Origin of the sequence: Microbacterium sp. (assembly GCF_052099035.1) — a bacterium.
Classification (GTDB): domain Bacteria; phylum Actinomycetota; class Actinomycetes; order Actinomycetales; family Microbacteriaceae; genus Microbacterium.
Window position 1 is genome coordinate 1 of sequence record NZ_JBQDSX010000009.1, and the last position, 18,773, is coordinate 18,773.

14 protein-coding genes are annotated in these 18,773 nt (G+C 67.7%); 5 read left to right on the plus strand and 9 right to left on the minus strand.

What is annotated here, in order from left to right; genetic code table 11:
• The 3 genes from ACTIAO_RS04435 to metX form a co-directional block, all read left to right on the plus strand.
• Positions 1 to 1,187: bifunctional o-acetylhomoserine/o-acetylserine sulfhydrylase (locus ACTIAO_RS04435; RefSeq protein WP_441905058.1), on the plus strand; the 1,187-nt coding region annotated here is incomplete at its 5' end.
• A gap of 219 nt (positions 1,188 to 1,406) precedes the next feature.
• Positions 1,407 to 2,390, plus strand: a complete 984-nt coding sequence (locus ACTIAO_RS04440; RefSeq protein ID WP_441905059.1) for a hypothetical protein — start codon at positions 1,407 to 1,409, stop codon at positions 2,388 to 2,390.
• Positions 2,391 to 2,582: 192 nt separating this feature from the next.
• Complete coding sequence (gene metX, locus ACTIAO_RS04445; RefSeq protein ID WP_441905060.1) at positions 2,583 to 3,791, plus strand: homoserine O-acetyltransferase MetX; 1,209 nt, start codon at positions 2,583 to 2,585, stop codon at positions 3,789 to 3,791.
• A 94-nt stretch (positions 3,792 to 3,885) separates the two neighbouring features.
• Here metX and ACTIAO_RS04450 read toward each other — a convergent pair whose 3' ends face one another.
• The 4 genes from ACTIAO_RS04450 to ACTIAO_RS04465 are packed head-to-tail and all read right to left on the minus strand — an operon-like array spanning position 3,886 to position 6,968.
• Positions 3,886 to 4,542 (minus strand): NUDIX domain-containing protein, encoded by a 657-nt coding sequence (locus ACTIAO_RS04450; RefSeq protein WP_441905061.1) that lies wholly within the window; start codon positions 4,540 to 4,542, stop codon positions 3,886 to 3,888.
• Positions 4,539 to 4,865 (minus strand): thiamine-binding protein, encoded by a 327-nt coding sequence (locus tag ACTIAO_RS04455; RefSeq protein ID WP_441905062.1) that lies wholly within the window; start codon positions 4,863 to 4,865, stop codon positions 4,539 to 4,541. Before ACTIAO_RS04455 ends, ACTIAO_RS04450 begins: the two co-directional genes overlap by 4 nt.
• 22 nt (positions 4,866 to 4,887) lie before the next feature.
• Positions 4,888 to 6,117 carry a hypothetical protein gene (locus ACTIAO_RS04460; RefSeq protein ID WP_441905063.1) on the minus strand — a complete coding sequence of 410 codons (1,230 nt, stop codon included), beginning with the start codon at positions 6,115 to 6,117 and terminating at the stop codon, positions 4,888 to 4,890.
• On the minus strand, positions 6,114 to 6,968 hold the full coding sequence (locus ACTIAO_RS04465) for an ADP-dependent NAD(P)H-hydrate dehydratase (protein ID WP_441905064.1): 855 nt from the start codon (positions 6,966 to 6,968) through the stop codon (positions 6,114 to 6,116). Before ACTIAO_RS04465 ends, ACTIAO_RS04460 begins: the two co-directional genes overlap by 4 nt.
• Positions 6,969 to 7,020: 52 nt before the next feature.
• On the opposite strand from ACTIAO_RS04465, the gene ACTIAO_RS04470 reads away from it, so the two are divergent.
• The gene (locus tag ACTIAO_RS04470; RefSeq protein WP_441905065.1) at positions 7,021 to 8,088 is read left to right on the plus strand and encodes an NADH:flavin oxidoreductase/NADH oxidase; all 1,068 of its coding nucleotides are present in this window, start codon (positions 7,021 to 7,023) and stop codon (positions 8,086 to 8,088) included.
• A gap of 9 nt (positions 8,089 to 8,097) precedes the next feature.
• Here the strand turns inward: ACTIAO_RS04470 and ACTIAO_RS04475 are convergent, their stop codons facing one another.
• The 4 genes from ACTIAO_RS04475 to ACTIAO_RS04490 all read right to left on the minus strand — a co-directional run bounded on the left by ACTIAO_RS04475 (position 8,098) and on the right by ACTIAO_RS04490 (position 13,587).
• Positions 8,098 to 9,159 carry a hemolysin family protein gene (locus ACTIAO_RS04475; RefSeq protein ID WP_441905066.1) on the minus strand — a complete coding sequence of 354 codons (1,062 nt, stop codon included), beginning with the start codon at positions 9,157 to 9,159 and terminating at the stop codon, positions 8,098 to 8,100.
• Positions 9,156 to 10,475, minus strand: coding sequence for a hemolysin family protein (locus ACTIAO_RS04480; protein ID WP_441905067.1), 1,320 nt, complete (start codon positions 10,473 to 10,475; stop codon positions 9,156 to 9,158). The genes ACTIAO_RS04475 and ACTIAO_RS04480 overlap by 4 nt, the downstream gene beginning before the upstream one ends.
• Before the next feature lie 380 nt (positions 10,476 to 10,855).
• A complete protein-coding gene (locus tag ACTIAO_RS04485) occupies positions 10,856 to 11,833 on the minus strand; it encodes a hypothetical protein (RefSeq protein ID WP_441905068.1) in 978 nt (325 codons plus the stop codon).
• Between the two features lie 299 nt (positions 11,834 to 12,132).
• Complete coding sequence (locus ACTIAO_RS04490; protein ID WP_441905069.1) at positions 12,133 to 13,587, minus strand: GuaB1 family IMP dehydrogenase-related protein; 1,455 nt, start codon at positions 13,585 to 13,587, stop codon at positions 12,133 to 12,135.
• A gap of 156 nt (positions 13,588 to 13,743) precedes the next feature.
• Between ACTIAO_RS04490 and ACTIAO_RS04495 the strand changes: the two genes are divergently transcribed.
• Entirely contained in the window at positions 13,744 to 17,430 is a 3,687-nt protein-coding gene (locus ACTIAO_RS04495; RefSeq protein ID WP_441905070.1) for a multifunctional oxoglutarate decarboxylase/oxoglutarate dehydrogenase thiamine pyrophosphate-binding subunit/dihydrolipoyllysine-residue succinyltransferase subunit, read from the plus strand.
• Between the two features lie 16 nt (positions 17,431 to 17,446).
• Here the strand turns inward: ACTIAO_RS04495 and ACTIAO_RS04500 are convergent, their stop codons facing one another.
• Positions 17,447 to 18,739, minus strand: a complete 1,293-nt coding sequence (locus tag ACTIAO_RS04500) for a GNAT family N-acetyltransferase (protein WP_441905071.1) — start codon at positions 18,737 to 18,739, stop codon at positions 17,447 to 17,449.
• Between the last annotated feature and the right edge of the window lie 34 nt (positions 18,740 to 18,773).

Consider the following 18,773-nt stretch of genomic DNA (forward strand, 5'->3'; position numbering starts at 1 on the left):
CGAATCTGTTCGCGCTGGCCGAGTTCGGCAACATCTACACGCGCATCCAGAACCCGACGCAGGACGTGCTCGAGCAGCGCCTCGCGGCCCTCGAAGGCGGAACGGGCGCACTCGTGCTCGCCAGCGGCCAGGCCGCATCGACCTTCGCCGTGCTGAACATCGCACAGGCCGGCGATCACTTCGTCTCGTCGAGCTCGATCTACGGCGGCACGTACAACCTCTTCAAGTACACCCTCGCCAAGCTCGGCGTCGAGGTCACCTTCGTCGAGAACCAGGACGACATCGAGGAATGGCGCGCTGCCGTCCGCCCGAACACGAAGCTGTTCTTCGCCGAGACCATCGGCAATCCGAAGATCAACGTGCTCGACATCCGCGGCATCGCCGATGTCGCCCATGAGAACGGCATCCCGCTGATCGTCGACAACACGATCGCGACCCCGTACCTGATCCGTCCCTTCGAGCACGGTGCCGACATCATCGTGCACTCGGTCACGAAGTTCCTCGGTGGTCACGGCACCACCATCGGCGGCGCGATCATCGACGGCGGATCCTTCGCCTGGTCGGAGCACTCCGAGAAGTTCCCCGAACTCACAACTCCCGACCCGTCGTACCACGGCGCCGTGTACACCGACGCAGTCGGCGACGCGCTCGCGTACATCATCAAGGCACGTGTGCAGTTGCTGCGCGACCTCGGCTCGGCCATCGCCCCGCAGAGCGCCTGGAACCTCATCCAGGGCATCGAGACGCTGTCGCTGCGCATCGAGCGCCACGTGCAGAACGCTCAGGAGATCGCCGAGTGGCTGGAGAACCACTCCGACGTCGCCTCGGTGAACTACTCGGGACTCCCCTCCTCGCCGTGGTACGCCAAGGCCAACGAGTACGCGCCCAAGGGCGTCGGTGCGGTGCTGTCGTTCGAGCTGAAGGGCGGCGTGGAGGCCGGTCGCGAGTTCGTCAACAGCCTGTCGCTGTTCAGCCACCTCGCCAACATCGGTGACGTGCGCTCGCTCGTGATCCACCCGGCATCCACGACGCACTCGCAGCTCTCCCCTGAAGCGCAGCTGACCGCCGGTGTCACGCCGGGCCTGGTGCGCCTGTCGGTGGGTCTCGAGAATGTGGACGACCTCAAGGCCGACCTCGACGAGGCGCTCATCGCCGCTCGTCGCGTCTCCGAGGCCGCGCGCGCCTGAGCCGCGCGCGCCGCGCTCGCGCACGCGCCACTTTCGCCGAGGCCCCCTCTGGTCATCCGCGCCCCCTCTGAATCACGTATTTCAGCGGGGGCGCGGATGCTACGAGGGGGCCTCGACGTGTGTGCACTCGTCCTCCACAGGTATGGGGATCCCGGGAGTTGTCCACGGGGCGCGTGAATTGCGGAGGCGCGGACAGTGGCGGGACGCCAGACTGCGTGGATGCCGAAGACGATCGATCTCACCGCAGCGCGCCAGCTGCTGCTGACCCGTGACGACCTGACCGCCACAGGTCTCACCGACCGCGACATCACCGCACAGGTCACGGCCGGCACACTCCGTCGCGTGCGACGCGGCAGATACGTCGAATCCCCGCACTGGAAAGACCTCTGGAACGAGGGTCGCCATCTCATCCAAGTACTCGCCGTGCAGAGCAACTCCGCCACCCCAGGTCCCGTGTTCTGGGGGCCGTCGGCGGCTGTACTGCACGACCTGCCGCTGTGCAGGATTGCACCGGCGAATGTCCACACCGTGATTCTGGGTGAGCGGCATGGCCGCTCCCGCGCGAAGGTCGTCTGGCACAACGTCGAGATCTCCGACGCGGACATCGTCGAGATCGACGGCATCCGCTGCACGTCACTGGACCGAACCGTTCTGGACCTTGCCCGTTCCACTTCCCTGGCAACCGGGCTGTCTGCCGCGGATGCTGCGCTGCGACGCGAGGCGGTGCACGGCCACGAGCAGGATCCCGATCTCGCCGCCGAGTGGCACGCCCGGATGGAGCAGCGTGCCAATGGCGTCAGCACCCGCGGCATACGCAAGGCACGCGATCTCCTCGAGTTCGCGGATGGGCGTGCGCAGCTTCCCGGTGAGAGCGTGAGCCGGCTGCATCTGAGGGAACTGGGATTTCGCGATGTCATGCTGCAGACGCACGTGGTGGGACCGGACGGCGAGGACTACTGGCTCGACTTCGGCTTCCCCCGCTCGCGGGTGTTCGGCGAGTTCGACGGCCAGGGGAAATATCTCGATCCGGAGCTTCGCCGCGGCCGTGCGCTCGAAGAGACTCTGCTCGCCGAGAAGCAACGAGAGGATGCCGTCCGCGGTGTGACGGGATGGCGCACGGGCCGGTGGGGCTGGGAGCATCTCCACACGGCCGACACCCTCGCAGCGCGTCTGAGTGCCTTCGGCATCCGCCCGCCCGGGTGAGCCGCCCCGCCCTGGTGCCCCCGTAGGCGCTCCTCCCCAGCATCCGCGCCCCCTCGCAGCATCCATGCCCCCTCGCATTTGCGTATCTGCGGAGGGGCGTCGACGACCAGAGGGGGCCCCGGCGCCAGGTGGAGGGCGCAGCCCGCGCGTAACGTGCGAGCGCGGATGCGCCGGGCGGGTGAGAATGGACACATGGACTGGCAGAGCACCTCCGAAGACACCGTGCCCTCGGCGCGCGTGACCGAGGCGGATGCTCGTCTGCTCCGCGCTCGACCTCCAGCAACCGGCGCGTGGCGTGACGGCGACCCGGCCGGCGACCGCAAGTTCGCCTCGTTCGGAGCCTTCCGCACCGAGACCGGCGCCGAGCTCCCCGGCATCCGCATCGCTTACGAGTCCTGGGGCGAGCTGAACGACGCCCGCGACAACGCGATCCTCGTGCTGCACGCGCTGACCGGCGACAGCCATCTGCGTGGCGACGCCGGTCCCGGACATCCGACCGCCGGCTGGTGGGAGCGCATCGTCGGCCCCGGCGCCGCGCTCGACACCGACCGCTGGTTCGTGATCGCCCCCAACATGCTCGGCGGATGCCAGGGCTCCACCGGCCCGGCCAGCATCGCCCCCGACGGCTATGAGTGGGCGTCGCGCTTCCCGTATCTGACGGTGCGCGACCAGGTCGAAGCGCAGGTGCAGCTCGCCGATGCGCTGGGAATCGTGCGCTGGGCCGGCGTCGTCGGCGGCTCCATGGGCGGAATGCATGCACTGGAGTGGGCCGTCATGCACCCCGAGCGCGTCGAACGGCTCGCCGTGCTGTCCTCCCCCCCGGTGAACACCGCCGACCAGATCGCGCTGAACTCCGTGCAGCTCGAGGCGATCCGCATCGACCCCCGCTTCCAGGGCGGCGAATACTACGATCAGAGCATGGGCGAAGGCCCCCACCGCGGGCTCGCTCTCGCGCGACGCATGGCGCTGTTGAACTATCGGAGTCCGATCGAACTGAACCAGCGCTTCCAGCGTTCCTGGCAGTCCGATGTCTCCCCGCTCGGACACAACGGACGGTTCGCGGTCGAGTCGTACCTCGACTTCCACGGCAACAAGTTCACCCGTAGGTTCGACGCGAACAGCTACCTCACGCTCGTCGAGGCGATGAACTCGCACGACGTGGGACGCGGACGCGGCGGCGTCGAAGAGGCGTTGCACTCCGTCACAGCGAAGACACTCGTGCTCGGCATCGACACCGACCGGCTATTCCCCGTCGACGGGCAGCACCGGATCGCGCGCAGCATCCCGCACACGCTCGACGGGAACGAAGCCGTCGTACTCACGAGCGACTTCGGCCACGACGGCTTCCTCATCGAGACGGATGCTGTCGAGCTGCACCTGCGCCGCCTGCTCGAAGCCTGACGCCCGCGCTCAGCCGCGCACTCCCGCGCCCGCGCCGCGCTCAGTCGCGCGCACCCGCGCGCCCCGCACCCGCGCCGCGCGCGCTCACCCGCGCTCAGCCGCGCGTGTACCGCCACGGGAGCGCGCCGGTCTCCAACCGGTGCTGACCCGACCCGCCATCGGGATGCTCCGCATCACCGGGCCACACGAAGACGCCGCCACCGAGGATGTGCGTGACGTACACCTCAGGAATGGATGCCTCAGGAACGGATGCCTCAGGAACGGATGCCGACCTCAGCGCGTCCGCGACACTCCCACAACCGGCAAGAGCGGTGAGCGTGACCCAGGTCGGCGGGAACAGCATGAGCGCATCGTCGGCGTGGCGCCGCAGCGCCTCGGCGGGCGACAGCCACCGCGTCTCCACCACTTCGTCCGGAGCCGGTCGCAGCTCCCCCTCGGATGCTGCTGCGAGGAAGAACCACGTGCGCACGCGCTTGGGCGCCTCAGCAGGCGGCACCCAGCACGAGAACGCGTGCAGCTCGGCGGGACGAAGCCCCACCTCTTCTTCGCACTCGCGTGCGGCGGCCCGTGCGGCCGTCTGCTGTTCGTTCTCGCCCGCGACGACGTCGGCGTCCTCCACGACGCCGCCGGGAAACACCCATGCGCCGGCGAACGAACCGCGGTCGGGACGGCGAATCATCAGCGTCTCGAGCCCGTCAGGACCGTCGCGCAGCAGCACGACCGTTCCACCCGTGAGCATCGTCTCGGTCATTCTTCCTCGATCGCGCGCTCCAGGCGGTCGATCTTCGCATCCAGCTCACCCGAGTAGCCCGGTCGGATGTCGGCCTTCAGCACGAGGGACACCCGGGACCCGAAGGGCTGCACGGCCTCGACGGCGCGCTTTACGACGCCCATCACGGTGTCCCAGTCCGGGCCTTCGATCTCGGTGAACATGCTGGTGGTGCGGTGCGCCAGTCCGGACTCGCGGACGACTTTGACGGCGGCAGCGACGGCGTCGTGCACGGAGTCGTCGCCGCTTCCGGAGCGGCTCCGGGTGCCGGTTCCGCTGGGGGCGACGGAGAAAGCGATGAGCATGGCATTCCTTACTGTTGGGGGTTCAGGTTCTCTTCCGAGGAGCACGGCGGCCGACCGGTACGCGCACGAGGGCGCGCACTGCGACGATGAGCAGCACGATCACCAGGGCGTTGCGCGCGGTGAGCAGCAGCACAGGGAGCATCTCGGCGCGCAGCAGCCCGTCGTAGGTCAGCGGATACACCAGGCACGTCAGTCCGCCGAGCACCAGGACGATCCCGGCGGGCAGCGCGGAGCGCGTGCGGTCGAAGACGATCCACAGGATCACCGGTGCGATCAACCACGTCTGGAACTGCGGCGATCCCACCTTGTTGGTGACGATGAGAGTCGCCACAAGCGCGAGGGCGAGCGGCGGGAACAGCCGCGCGAAGGATGCTCCGCGACTCGCTTTGATCGCTCCGAGAGCAAGCACGGCGAGGGCAGCGAGCGCCATGATCGGGGTCAGCAGCATCGCGAGCACGTCGACGCCCGGCGCACCGATCTGGAATGTGAGGATCTCGAAGCTGTAATCGATGGATGCTGCGCCCGCCACGGCCATCCACATGAACGGCGTCGCGGCAACCGCCTCGATCTGCAGTCCGCGCCCCGTCTGCTCGGTGAGGAACCCGAACAGGTGCTGGTCGGCACCGAGGAGGAACAGCACCGCCACGATGCCGACACTGACGACGAGGAGCACGAGCAGGATGCGCACGCGGGAGCGCACCGCGACCACGGCGGCGACAAGGAGTGCGCCCGGCCAGATCTTGATCCATGCCGCAACCGTCAGCAGGAGCGCGGCGATCGCTGGCCTCTTCACGAGCCAGCATCCGCCGATCACGGCCAACGGCACGGTGACCGCGTCGATCCGGTACATTGCGATCGGCCCCAGCAACAAGAGCGCGGCCGTCCAGAACCAGCCGGCGCTCCGCCGTGCGGCGGACCCCGTGCGGCCGACCAGCGCCCCGAATCCGACAGCATCCAGCGCGGTGATCAACACGGCCCAGCCGATCAGGTAGGCACCAGTCGTGCCAGCGAGGGCAGTCAGCGGCCAGGCGATCAGCTGGGTGAGCAGCATCGGTAGCAGTGCCGGCTGCGGGTACACCCACGACTCGGTGATCCCCACGATCGCTTCACCGCTGAGTGCCGATGCCGACCACGGCTGGTAGACGAGGACGACATCGCCCATCGGCTGGCTCGGATACACCCAGCCCAGCCATGCGACGAGGACATGCACGGCGAGGAAAGCAGCCCACACGCCGACGCTGCGGAACTTCACGAAAGCAGATCCCCGATGGCGGCCGGAAGCGCCTCGGCCACGTCGAGCGCGACGATCGGATGCCCGGGACGCCCCTCGGTTGCGCCGGAGGCCCGCGTTGCCGCGAAGCCATGGAGCCAGGCACCGGATGCCGCGACTTCAGCCAGCGGAACCTCCGGGTTTGCGGCGATGAGCGCGCCCAGCATCCCGGCGAGAACGTCACCGGCCCCGGCCGTCGCCAGCCATGCGGGCGCGGATTCCACCGTCAGAACGGGTCCTGCGGGAGAGGCGCCCACGGTCGTAGCACCCTTCAGCAGCACGGTGCAGCCGAGCGTGCGGGCAGCCTGGACGGCATCCGCCACACGATCGCCCGTGCCCTCGGCGCTCAGCCCTGCGCTCTCGCGCAACCGTGCAAATTCCCCGGCGTGCGGGGTGAGAATCAGGGGCGCCGCGGCACCGGCCGCGGCACCGGAACCGGCGACAAGATCGAGCGCACCGGCATCGACGACGACCGGGGCTGTTCCGCCGAGAATCTGCCGCAACGCCCGCTCATCGTCTGCGGAGCGATGCGCAGCATCCGTTCCTGAGCCGATCACCCAGGCATCCACGCGGGTGCGCCCGATGTCGGCGGCCGCGACGGTCTCGGGTCTGCGGGCGACCACGGCATCGGCAGCCCGTCCCCCGCCGACGTAACGGACGAACCCGGCGCCCGTCCGCCAGGCCGCCTCGATGCCGAGGACCGCAGCCCCCGGATACGCATCAGATCCGGTGCGCAGGGCGACCACGCCACGGGAGTATTTGTCGTCCGCCGCGGTCGGCACCCGCAGCAGACGCACGGTGTCCGCACGGGACCATTCGCGGACATCGACCATGGGTTCCACGCTAGCGCGCCGCGCCCGCCCACGCCGGTACTACGGTCGAAGAGTGAGTCTTCTCTTCTCCCCGCTCAGCATCCGTTCTGTCACGTTCCCGAACCGCCTGTGGGTCTCGCCCATGTGCATGTACAGCGCCGTCGACGGCGTCGTGCAGGAGTGGCATCACACGCACCTCGCCCAGTTCGCGTCGGGCGGTGCGGGACTCATCGTCGCCGAGGCGAGCAGCGTCGTCCCCGAGGGGCGGATCTCCCCGCGCGACGCCGGCATCTGGAACGATGCGCAGCGGGACGCCTGGACACCGATCGTGCAGGCGATCCACGAGCGCGGTTCGCTCGCCGGCATCCAGCTCGCGCACGCCGGACGCAAGGCATCGACCTGGTGGCCGTGGGCGGATGAGCGGGGTTCTGTGCCGGAGGCGGACGGCGGCTGGCAGACGGTCGCGCCGTCTGCGGTCGCCTTCGAGGGTTTCGAATCGCCGGTGGCGATGGATGCCGCGGGCATCGAGCGCGTCGTCGACGGATTCCGCTCTGCCGCAGGGCGCGCGCTGGATGCCGGCTTCGACGTGCTGGAACTGCACGGTGCGCACGGATATCTGCTGCACCAGTTCCTCTCCCCGCTATCGAATCTGCGCACCGACGAGTACGGCGGCTCGCTCGAGAACCGCGCGCGTCTGCTGCTGCGCGTGATCGATGCGGTGCGCGAGGTCGCGGGCACAAACGTGCCGATCTTCGTGCGGATCTCGGCAACCGACCACGCCGAGGGCGGCTTCGCACCGGCGGACGCGGCCGTGGTCGCCGAGTGGGCGATCGAGCACGGCGCCGACCTGATCGATGTCTCCAGCGGAGGGCTCGTCGCGCATCAGAAGATCGACGTGCACCCGGGGTACCAGGTGCCGCTCGCCGCCGCCGTGCGGCAGAACGGCCGCGTCCCCGTTGCCGCAGTGGGCCTCATCACCGGGGCGGAGCAGGCCGAGCAGGTGCTCGCCGAGGGATCAGCGGATGCCGTCTTCGCGGGCCGCGAATGGTTGCGCGACCCGCACTTCGCGCTGCGCGCAGCGCACGAGCTGGGAGCGGAGACCGCCTGGCCGCCGCAGTACCTGCGCGCACGCTGGCGCTGACCGGCCCCGCTACCGCCCGTGCACGCGCCGGGTGGCGTCTTGCACTTCGCCGACCAGCTCCTCGATGATGTCCTCGAGGAACAGCACGGCGGTGGTCTCGCCGCGGGCATTTCGCACCTTGGCGAGGTGACGCCCGGCACGCCGCATCACGGCGAGCGCATCCTCGAGGTCGGTGTCCTCCTGCACGGGGACCATGTGATGGATGCGCTTGGGCGGGATCGGCTCCACGGTCATCCTGGCGGCATCCGCCCCCTCAGAGGCACGCAGGATGTCCTTGAGGTGCACGTAGCCGACCGGTGCGCCCTCGTCATCGACGATCACGTAGCGGGAGAATCCATAGCGCGCGACCGCACGCTCGATGTCATCGGGGGTGGTCGTCTGCGGCAGCGTCACGAGATCCCCCAGTGCCACCGCGACGGCACGGGCCTTCTTATCCGTGAACTCGACGGCCTTGGCGACGGCGCCCGAGGTGTCCGAGAGCACGCCTTCCCGCCGTGACTGGTCCACGATCGTGGCGACCTCGTCGATCGTGAACGTCGATGCGGCCTCGTTCTTCGGCTCCACGCGGAACAGGCGCAGCACGCTGTTGGCTGCCGCGTTGAGCACCCAGATCACGGGGTGGAACGCCTTCGAGATCACCACCAGAGGAGGCGCGAGGATGAGCACGGCCCGGTCGGGGATCGAGAATGCGAGGTTCTTCGGCACCATTTCGCCGAACACCACGTGCAGGTACGACACCAGCAGCAGCGCGACGACGAAGGCAGTAACGTCGACGACGGCATCCGCCCATCCGAACGCATGCATCGGGATGCCGAGGAGATGGTGGATCGCAGGCTCGGAGACGTTCAGGATCAGCAGCGAGCAGATCGTGATGCCGAGCTGCGAGGTCGCGAGCATGAGCGTCGCGTGCTCCATCGCGTACAGCGCGGTTTTCGCTGCGCGGGAGCCCTTCTCGGCGCGCGGCTCGATCTGCGAGCGTCGTGCCGAGATCACCGCGAATTCGGCGCCGACGAAGAAAGCGTTCGCGATCAGCAGGATCACGAGCCAGACGATTCCCATCCAGTCGTTCATCGCGTCACCTCCTCGGTCGCGGCATCCACCGGGACCGGCGTGTACCGGATGCGATCGACGCGACGGCCGTCCATGCGGACGACGTGGAGGATGCCGGAGTCCAGCGATACTTCGTCGCCGCCCACCGGCACGCGCTCGAGCACGCTCATGATGTAACCGCCCACGGTGTCGTACACGTCGCCTTCCGGCACGCGCACTCCCGTGCGGCTGTGCAGTTCATCGGGGCGCAGCTCGCCCGGGAATGTGATCGAGTCTGGTCCGCGGACGACGCCGGCACGGCTGCGGTCGTGCTCATCGGCCACCTCGCCGACGATTTCTTCGACGAGGTCTTCCAGGGTGACGATTCCTGCTGTGCCGCCGTACTCGTCGACGACGACGGCGAGCTGGTATCCCTTGGCTCGAAGCTCTGAGATCAGCACATCCAGGTGGACGGTCTCTGGCACGCGGAGCGGCTCGGTGGACAGCGCCCCGACCGGGACGTCGCCGCGACGATCGCGTGGGACGGAGACCGCAGCTTTCAGGTGAACGACGCCGGTGATGTCGTCGAGGTCATCGTCGTAGACGGGGAATCTGCTGTGGCCGGTGCGGCGTGCGAGCTGAATGACGTCCTCCGCGGAATCACCGGCGGAGATCGCGTGCATGCTCGGTCGCGGGGTCATCACGTCGTCGGCAGAGAGCCGGGAGAAGGTGAGGGTGCGATCGAGCAGAGATGCGGTATCTGCTTCGAGCACGCCGGCGCTGGCGGAGCGGCGGACGAGGGAGGAGAGCTCCTCCGCGGTGCGGGCGCCGGAGAGCTCTTCCTTCGGCTCGATGCCCACTGCGCGCAGCATCCCGTTGGCACTGCCGTTGAGCGCGAGGACTGCCGGCTTGAACACGGCGGTGAAAGCGACCTGGAACGGGATGACGAGCTTGGCCGTCGCACGCGGCAGCGCGAGGGCGAAGTTCTTGGGAACGAGCTCGCCGAGGATCATCGACAGCACCGTGGCGATGACGATGGCTACGACGGTGGCGATCGGCCGGACGGCTACGTGGGCGATCCCCATGCCCGTGAGTACGGGGCTGAGGAGGTTCGACAGTGCCGGCTCCATCGTGTAACCGGTCAGCAGCGTCGTCAGCGTGATGCCGAGCTGCGCGGAGGACAGATGGGTGGAAGTGTGCTTGAGCGCGCTGATCGTCAGCGCCAGTCGTGACTCTCCGCGGGCCTGACGTGCCTCGAGCTCAGCGCGATCGAGATTGACGAGCGCGAACTCGCTGGCGACGAACAGGCCTGTTCCCACCGTGAGCAGGAGCCCCACGCCCAACATGACGTAATCCATCAGACGCGCCCCTCCTTGAGGTGGCAGCGCGGGCAGTGGGGCGAGGTACTACAACTGGGAGGGTCGTCCATGGTGCATCAATTCTACCGACCCGTTCGGACATGCCTTCTCGATTTCGCTGTGAGTTCGCGCGCGGCGCCGTCGCGCTGTCATTCGCCGCGTCGCGCGGTCGTTCCCGCCGTCGCGCGGTCGTTCCCGCCGTCGCGCTGTCATTCCCGCCGTCGCGCTGTCGTTCCCGCCGTCGCGCTGTCATTCCCGCCGTCGCGCTGTCGTTCCCGCCGTCGCGCGGCTCAAATCTGTCCGCGCTGCAGAAGTTTCAGCCGCGTGGGCAGATAAGAGCAGCGCGACGGGCACGGCGAGTGCGGCGGGTGCGGAGCACGTCACGAAAGCAGACGCGGCGGCGGAAACCTGGACGGCAATCCATCCGCAGTCAGGATGCTGTAGAGCTGAGCGGGGTCGCGATGAGCAGGTGTACGCCACCGTGACAGGCCAGATACCTGTCGGCGCAGCGCGTCCGCGCGATCCTTCTCCTCGAGGAGCGCCTGCTCGGGCGTCCTGCCTTTGAGGATGTCCGGATCGAAGTACTTGCCGATACCGTCGAACTCACCGACGTGATCCTGGTCGGGAAAATAGAAGTCCGTCCGTACCTGCTTCGAGCCGGGGAGCAGGAACTCCTTCTGCAGCACCGGCTGCGGGAATCCGAGCCGATCGAGCAGGACGCGCGCTTCGCTCTCACGCACCGAATCTGCCAGTTCAGAGGCGAATCTCAGCACATCGGGGACACGCGCAAGCCCTCGCCGGTCGTTGTTCTCCATCACGCGGCGCAGGTCATCGCGTACGGCGAGCGGGCCGCCTCCCCGTCGGTTCCACAGCGCCTGGTCGACCGCGACCACTCCGGCTGTGAACGTGCTCTCGGATGCCAGATCGATCGCTGTCTGCGCGGGCGAGGTCACAAAATGCCCGCGCCACTCGATGAGTTCGGTGCCGTCGAATCCCAGTGCACGGCGCTTCACGGCTCCGGACGAGCGTCCTCCGCTCGATCGTTCGATGCGCACTTGCACGAGCTCGGGCCAGGCGCCGATGCGATCGATGCTGACTACCGCCGCAGCTGCGCTGTGCGTGAAGACGATAGGGCACCGAGCTCGATCGGCGACTTCGATGACGCGAACCAGATGCTTCTGCATCGGTCGCAACTGCGCCCACTCCGACTCTCGTACGTAGCTCCCGGCGACGACCCTGCGGAAGATCCCCGCATCGATCGAGCGGCGCATCTGACGATCATTGGCCGGTTCGCCATCACGTTCGCGACGGCGGTGCACGGCGATCGGACTCAGCAACGGCAGCAACATGCCGTCCACGGTCGCACGGCTGCGACAGCATCCGACCGTTTTCCACAGGCCGACGGCGCTTGTCTCACCTGTGGAGGACGAGTCATTCGCACCCGCCTCGCCCCGTTCCGCACCCCACCCCGCCCGTCGCGCTGCTCATATCCGCCGACGCGGCGGAAACTTCTGCAGCGCGGACAGATTTGAGCAGCGCGACACGGAGAACAGCAGCGCGACGCAGGGAACAGCAGCGCGAAGCGCACGGAACAGCAGCGCGGCCCAGAGAACAGCAGCGCGAAGCGCGAGAACAGCAGCGCGAAGCGCGGCGCGCGCTACCAGCTGACTGGGAGCGCCTTGCCCTCCTCGTACCCGGCGGCCGACTGCCGCCCCACGAGCGCGCGATCGTGGAACTCCGGCACAGACGAAGCGCCGGCATAGGTGAACGAGGAGCGCACACCCGAGGTGATCATGTCGAGCAGGTCCTCGAGCCCCGGCCGCAGCGGATCCAGATAGATCTTCGACGAGGAGATACCCTCGGCGAACAGCTCCTTGCGGGCCCGGTCGTACGCGTCGAGGCGTCCGAACCTGGCCTGGACGGCCTTGGTCGAAGCCATCCCCCACGATTCCTTGTACACGCGGCCGTCGGCATCTGCCTGCAGCCGCCCCGGCGCCTCGATCGTGCCGGCGAACCAGGAGCCGATCATGACGGATGCCGCCCCTGCGGCGAGCGCGAGCGCGACATCGCGCGGGTACCGGACTCCCCCATCGGCCCACACGTGCGCTCCGGCAGCGTGCGCGGCCTCGGCAGTCTCGAGGACTGCGGAGAACTGCGGGCGTCCCACCGCCGTCATCATCCGGGTCGTGCACATCGCGCCGGGCCCAACCCCGACCTTCAGGATCGTCGCACCGGCATCGACGAGGTCGTTCACGCCGTCGGCAGTAACGATGTTGCCCGCCACCAACGGGATGCCGAGATCCAGCGCCGCCACGGTCGCGAGAGCACGCAGCATCCCGTCCTGATGCCCGTGCGCGGTGTCGATCACCAGCACGTCCACACCTGCGGATGCCAGAGCGCGAGCCTTCGCCGCCACGTCGCCGTTGATGCCGACCGCAGCCCCCACGGCGAGACGCCCCTGCGCATCGACAGCCGGCGCATAGAGCGTCGAGCGCAGGGCACTGCGGGCGCTCAGCGTGCCGACGAGATCGCCGTGCTCGATGACGGTGACGAGGTCTGCTCCGGTCTCGGTGATGACGTCGAACGCCGCTCGGGCGTCGGTGACGTCCTCCGCGTCGAGCGACGGACTGCCGGAGTGCACGAGATCACCCAGGCGCGCATCCGGCAACGCCGTGGCCAATCGTGCCGCTGGCAGGATGCCGCGAACGGCGGATGCTTCGATCCGTCCGGTCCCCTCGGCGATGACAACACCGTGCCCGCTCACGGGCGGCATCAGCTGCAGCGCGTCTGCGACGGTGGCCCCCGGCGACAGCACAAGTGGCGTGTCCCACATCACCGGCTGCGCCTTGACCTCGCGGATCGCGGCATCCAGATCCTGCAGCGGCATGTCCTGCGGCAGGAAGCCGATCCCGCCGCGCCGGGCCAGCACGGCCGCGAGCCGTGGACCGGTGACGGAGTTCATGTTGGATGCCACCAGCGGAATCGTCGCCGGCGTACCGTCCTGCGGCGCGAGGTCGACCTCGAGGCGGCTCGTGATCGCTGATCGACGCGGAACGAGGAACACGTCCGAATAGGTGAGATCTACGGCGGGCTGCTCACTGACGAACTTCATACCTCCACGGTATCTTTTCGCAGCGTGCGTCGGTGCGCCACCTCACAGATCAGTGTGCTGGGACACGTTAGGCTAGAGGGCAGAGCGCGCAAACCCGGGGAGACCTCTGAGTCCGCGCGCGGACAGTTCTTCAGCGATGAAAGAGGGCGATAACGCGTGGCAGGCCAAGTAGCCGGCGTCGGGGGTTCGGACGACGGGGATTTCGGAGCCAATTCCTGGCTCGTCGACGAGCTGTACGAACAGTTCACGACTGACCGCAACTCCGTCGACAAGGAGTGGTGGCCGATCCTCGAGAAGTACACACCGGATGCGGTATCCGGCGCTCCCGCCTCCCCCACGGCGAGCGCCGCGAATGAGCAGCATCCTGTGACGGCGCCGATTCCGGTGCTCGGCTCGCAGCCGGTGGCGAAGACCACGGCCAAGCCCGCCAAGCAGGCTCCGATTCCGGCGCAGGCGCCGAAGGCTGAGCCCAAGGCGAAGCCCGCCGAGAAGGATGCCGGCGATGAGGACACCATCACTCCGATGCGCGGGCTCACCAAGACTCTCGCCACGAACATGGACAAGTCGCTGACGATTCCGACGGCGACCAGCGTCCGCACCATCCCTGCGAAGCTGATGATCGACAACCGCATCGTCATCAACAACAACCTCGCGCGCTCACGCGGCGGCAAGATCAGCTTCACGCACCTGATCGGCTGGGCTCTCATCCAGACGCTCAAGGAGTTCCCGAGCCAGAACGTGTCCTACGCCGAGGTCGACGGAAAGCCTTCCGTCGTCGCACCGGCGCACGTCAACCTCGGAATCGCCATCGATCTGCCCAAGCCCGACGGCACCCGCGCACTCATGGTGCCGAGCATCAAGCACGCCGACACTCTCACGTTCACGGAGTACCTCGCGGCTTACGAGGATCTCGTCACCCGTGCACGCAACAACAAGCTCACCGCGGCGGATCACGCCGGGGCGACGGTCTCCCTGACGAACCCGGGTGGAATCGGTACCGTCCATTCCGTGCCGCGTCTGATGACCGGTCAGGGCTGCATCATCGGCGCCGGCGCGCTCGAGTACCCGGCGGAGTTCCAGGGCTCCAGCCCCAAGACGCTGACAGAGCTCGGCATCGGCAAGACGATCACGCTCACCAGCACCTATGACCACCGCGTCATCCAGGGTGCTGGCTCCGGCGAGTTCCTCAAGAAGGTGCACGAGCTGCTGATCGGTCAGCGCGGCTTCTACGACGAGATCTTCGCCGCACTGCGCATCCCGTATGCGCCGATCCGCTGGAACCCGGACATCGCGGTCGACCTCGCCGAGCGCGTCGACAAGCAGTCCCGCGTGCAGGAGCTCATCAACTCCTACCGTGTCCGCGGTCACCTCATGGCCGATATCGACCCGCTCGAGTACGTGCAGCGCTCGCACCCCGACCTCGAGATCGAGAGCCACGGGCTGACGTTCTGGGACCTCGACCGCGAGTTCGTCACCGGCGGCTTCGGCGGCAAGCGCGTCATGAAGCTGCGCGACGTCCTCGGCGTGCTGCGCGACTCGTACTGCCGCACTCTCGGCATCGAGTACATGCACATCCAGAATCCTGATCAGCGCCGCTGGTTCCAGGAGAAGCTCGAGGTCAAGTACCAGAAGCCCGGCCATGACGAGCAGCTGCGGGTCCTCCGCAAGCTCAACGAGGCCGAGGCGTTCGAGACCTTCCTGCAGACGAAGTTCGTCGGCCAGAAGCGCTTCTCGCTCGAAGGCGGCGAGTCTCTGATCCCGCTGCTCGACGAGGTCCTGCAGGGTGCGGCCACGGCCGGGCTCGACGGAGCCGCGATCGGCATGGCCCACCGCGGTCGCCTGAACGTGCTCACCAACATCGCCGGCAAGACGTACGGCCAGGTGTTCCGTGAGTTCGAGGGAACCCAGACACCCGGGAACCAGCGCGGTTCGGGCGATGTGAAGTACCACCTCGGCACCAAGGGAACGTTCATCGCCGATGACCGCTCCGAGCTGCCGGTGTACCTTGCCGCGAACCCGTCGCACCTCGAGACCGTCGACGGCGTGCTCGAGGGCATCGTGCGCGCCAAGCAGGACCGCAAGCCCATCGGCACGTTCTCCTGGCTGCCCGTCCTCGTCCACGGCGATGCCGCATTCGCCGGTCAAGGCGTGGTCGTCGAGACGCTGCAGATGTCGCAGCTGCGCGGCTACCGCACCGGTGGCACGATCCACGTGGTCGTCAACAACCAGGTGGGCTTCACCACGACGCCGACGGATGCTCGCACCTCGGTCTATGCGACAGATGTCGCCAAGACCATTCAGGCGCCGATATTCCACGTGAACGGCGATGACCCCGAGTCGGTCATCCACGTCGCACGTCTCGCCTTCGAGTACCGTGAGCGCTTCCACTCGGATGTCGTCATCGATCTGGTCTGCTACCGCCGTCGCGGCCACAACGAGGGCGATGACCCGTCGATGACGCAGCCGCTGATGACCGACCTCATCCAGGCGAAGCGCTCGGTGCGCAAGCTCTACACCGAGGCGCTCGTCGGACGTGGCGACATCACCGAAGAAGAGTACGAGCAGGCCAAGGACGACTTCCAGAGCCGTCTGGAGGTCGCTTTCGCCGAGACGCACGCGGCCGAGACCGGCGCGACTCCGATCGCTCCTGATCTCGCCCCTGTCGACGAGGTCATCGGTGAGCCGGAAGTGACGGGCATCTCGAACGAGGTCGTCGCGCTCATCGGCGAAGCGTTTGCCAACAAGCCGGAGGGCTTCACCGTGCACCCGAAGATCCAGCAGCTGCTGGACAAGCGGGTCGAGATGACCAAGTCGGGTGGCATCGACTGGGGCTTCGGCGAGCTCCTCGCATTCGGCTCGATCCTCGCGGAGGGCACCACGGTGCGTCTGGCAGGACAGGACTCGCGTCGCGGCACCTTCGTGCAGCGCCACGCGGTCATGCACGACCGTGCGAATGGACAGGAATGGCTGCCGCTGGCCAATCTCTCCGAGAGCCAGGGTCGCTTCTTCGTGTACGACTCGCTGCTGAGTGAGTACGCCGCCATGGCGTACGAGTACGGCTACTCGGTTGAGGCGCCAGAGGCCCTCGTCCTCTGGGAGGCGCAGTTCGGCGACTTCGCGAACACCGCTCAGGCCGTCGTGGACGAGTACGTATCTGCCGCTGAGCAGAAGTGGGGCCAGCAGTCCGGCGTCACGTTGCTACTCCCCCATGGCTACGAGGGTCAGGGCCCTGACCACTCCTCGGCACGCATCGAGCGCTTCCTGCAGCTGTGCGCGCAGGAGAACATGATCGTCGCCCGTCCGTCGACGCCGGCATCGTACTTCCACCTGCTGCGCCGCCAGGCCTACGCGCGTCCTCGCAAGCCGCTGATCGTCTTCACCCCGAAGGCGATGCTGCGCCTGCGCGGTGCGACCAGCAGCGTCGAGGACTTCACGCAGGGACGCTTCGAGCCGATTCTGGACGACAGCCGCGACCTGACCCGCGATTCGGTCAAGCGCGTGCTGCTGCACTCCGGCAAGATCCACTGGGATCTGCGCAGCGAGCTCGACAAGAACCCGAACCCCGAGATCGCGCTCGTGCGTCTGGAGCAGCTCTACCCGACGCCGCTCGAGGCGTTGAAGAAGATCACCGACTCCTACCCCAATGCCGAGCTCGTCTGGGTGCAGGATGAGCCGGAGAACCAGGGCGCGTGGCCGTTCCTCGCACTCGAGTTCGACAAGGTCCGCGAGCGCGGGTTCCGCGTCATCTCCCGGACCGCGTCTGCATCTCCTGCGACCGGCTCCTCGAAGGTGCACGCACTCGAGCAGGCCGAACTGATCAAGCGCGCAGTCACGCTGGGCTGATCCGGCCGGCCCGCCCTCAGTACCAGATGCTGAGGGTGGGCGCCCGGACCGTCCGGAACGCGTCGTCGATGGATGCCGCGATCTCTGCCGTCGTCTCCAGCCGCCCAGCGGCGAGGAGCTGCGTGGCGCTGTAGCCCCCGGCATACAGTGCCGAGAGGGTGCCGATGTCGAGGGTCACGTCTGCGGTCTCAGCATCCGATGGCACGACCGTCGCGCGGCCGTCTGCAATCGACAACCGCCAGGAACCCGCGGTGAATCCCAACGGATCCTCGACGTGCAGCACCAGGTCCAGCGGCGCGCGATATGTGCGGGCGCCGAGAACTTCCGGCACGTTCAGGATCCGCAGCCAGCCGTGATCGTGCACGGTGACCTCGACACCACGACGATCCTTCACCAGCCACGGCAGCGGATCATCGATCGGGCGCAGGTCTGCGGTGATCTTGTCGACGAGGTCGTGCTGCAGTGCGAAGCCCCAGAGCGCAGTGAGAGCATCCGACGTCACCGCCGACAGCTTCGAGATCGACATCTCGAAGCGGAACGCCCCGGGAATCTCGTTGAGCGAATAAACTATGACGCCGCGGACGTTTCCGTGCTCATCGAGGTAGCGGATGCCGCGCACCTTCGCCGCGTTCGGGTTTCCCTGCGTGATGCCGGCCATGCGGCTCCAGCGCAGCTCCCATCCGCCGATCTGCCCGGCGCGCTGGGTGCGCTCCACATCGTGCACTTCGGCGAGGGCGGATTTCAGCGCATCCTTCTCGACGTACTCCAGTCGTCCGGCCGGTGCCTCCGCGGCCCATCCTGCCCGGCGGGTGTCGACGGTCATCTTCGCGACGGGGACGGCCGATGCGAATCCATAGCGACCGTAGATGGTCGCCTCCGACACAGTGAGGCCGGCGATGGGAACGCCGGCGGATGCCGCGGCGCGGAGTTCTCCCTCGAGCAGAGCACGAGCGATCCCGCGTCGTCGGTGCGTGCCGGAAACGGTCACGGAGCTGATCGCCCACATGTCGATCTCGCCACCGGGAACGGTGAGCGGAGACACCCACGAATTCACCGTTGCGACCGGCAGGTCGCCTTCTGCCGCATCCGACTCGAACACGCCCACGTTGCGGCGATCACGGATGCCGTCACGGTCGACGGCGATCGCCTCATCACCGGGGTCGGGGTCGAGGAAACCACGCGCATCCGCGCGGAGGAACGCCTTAGTATCGGCATCCGAATCGGTATCTATCAGGCGATACGTGAGCCCTCTGCCGGTCAGGCGCTCAGCGGATGCAGGGTCGACGGGAATGTTTCGTGCGTCGGTCATCCGTCCAGCCTATGGGAGGCCGCGGACACCGCGC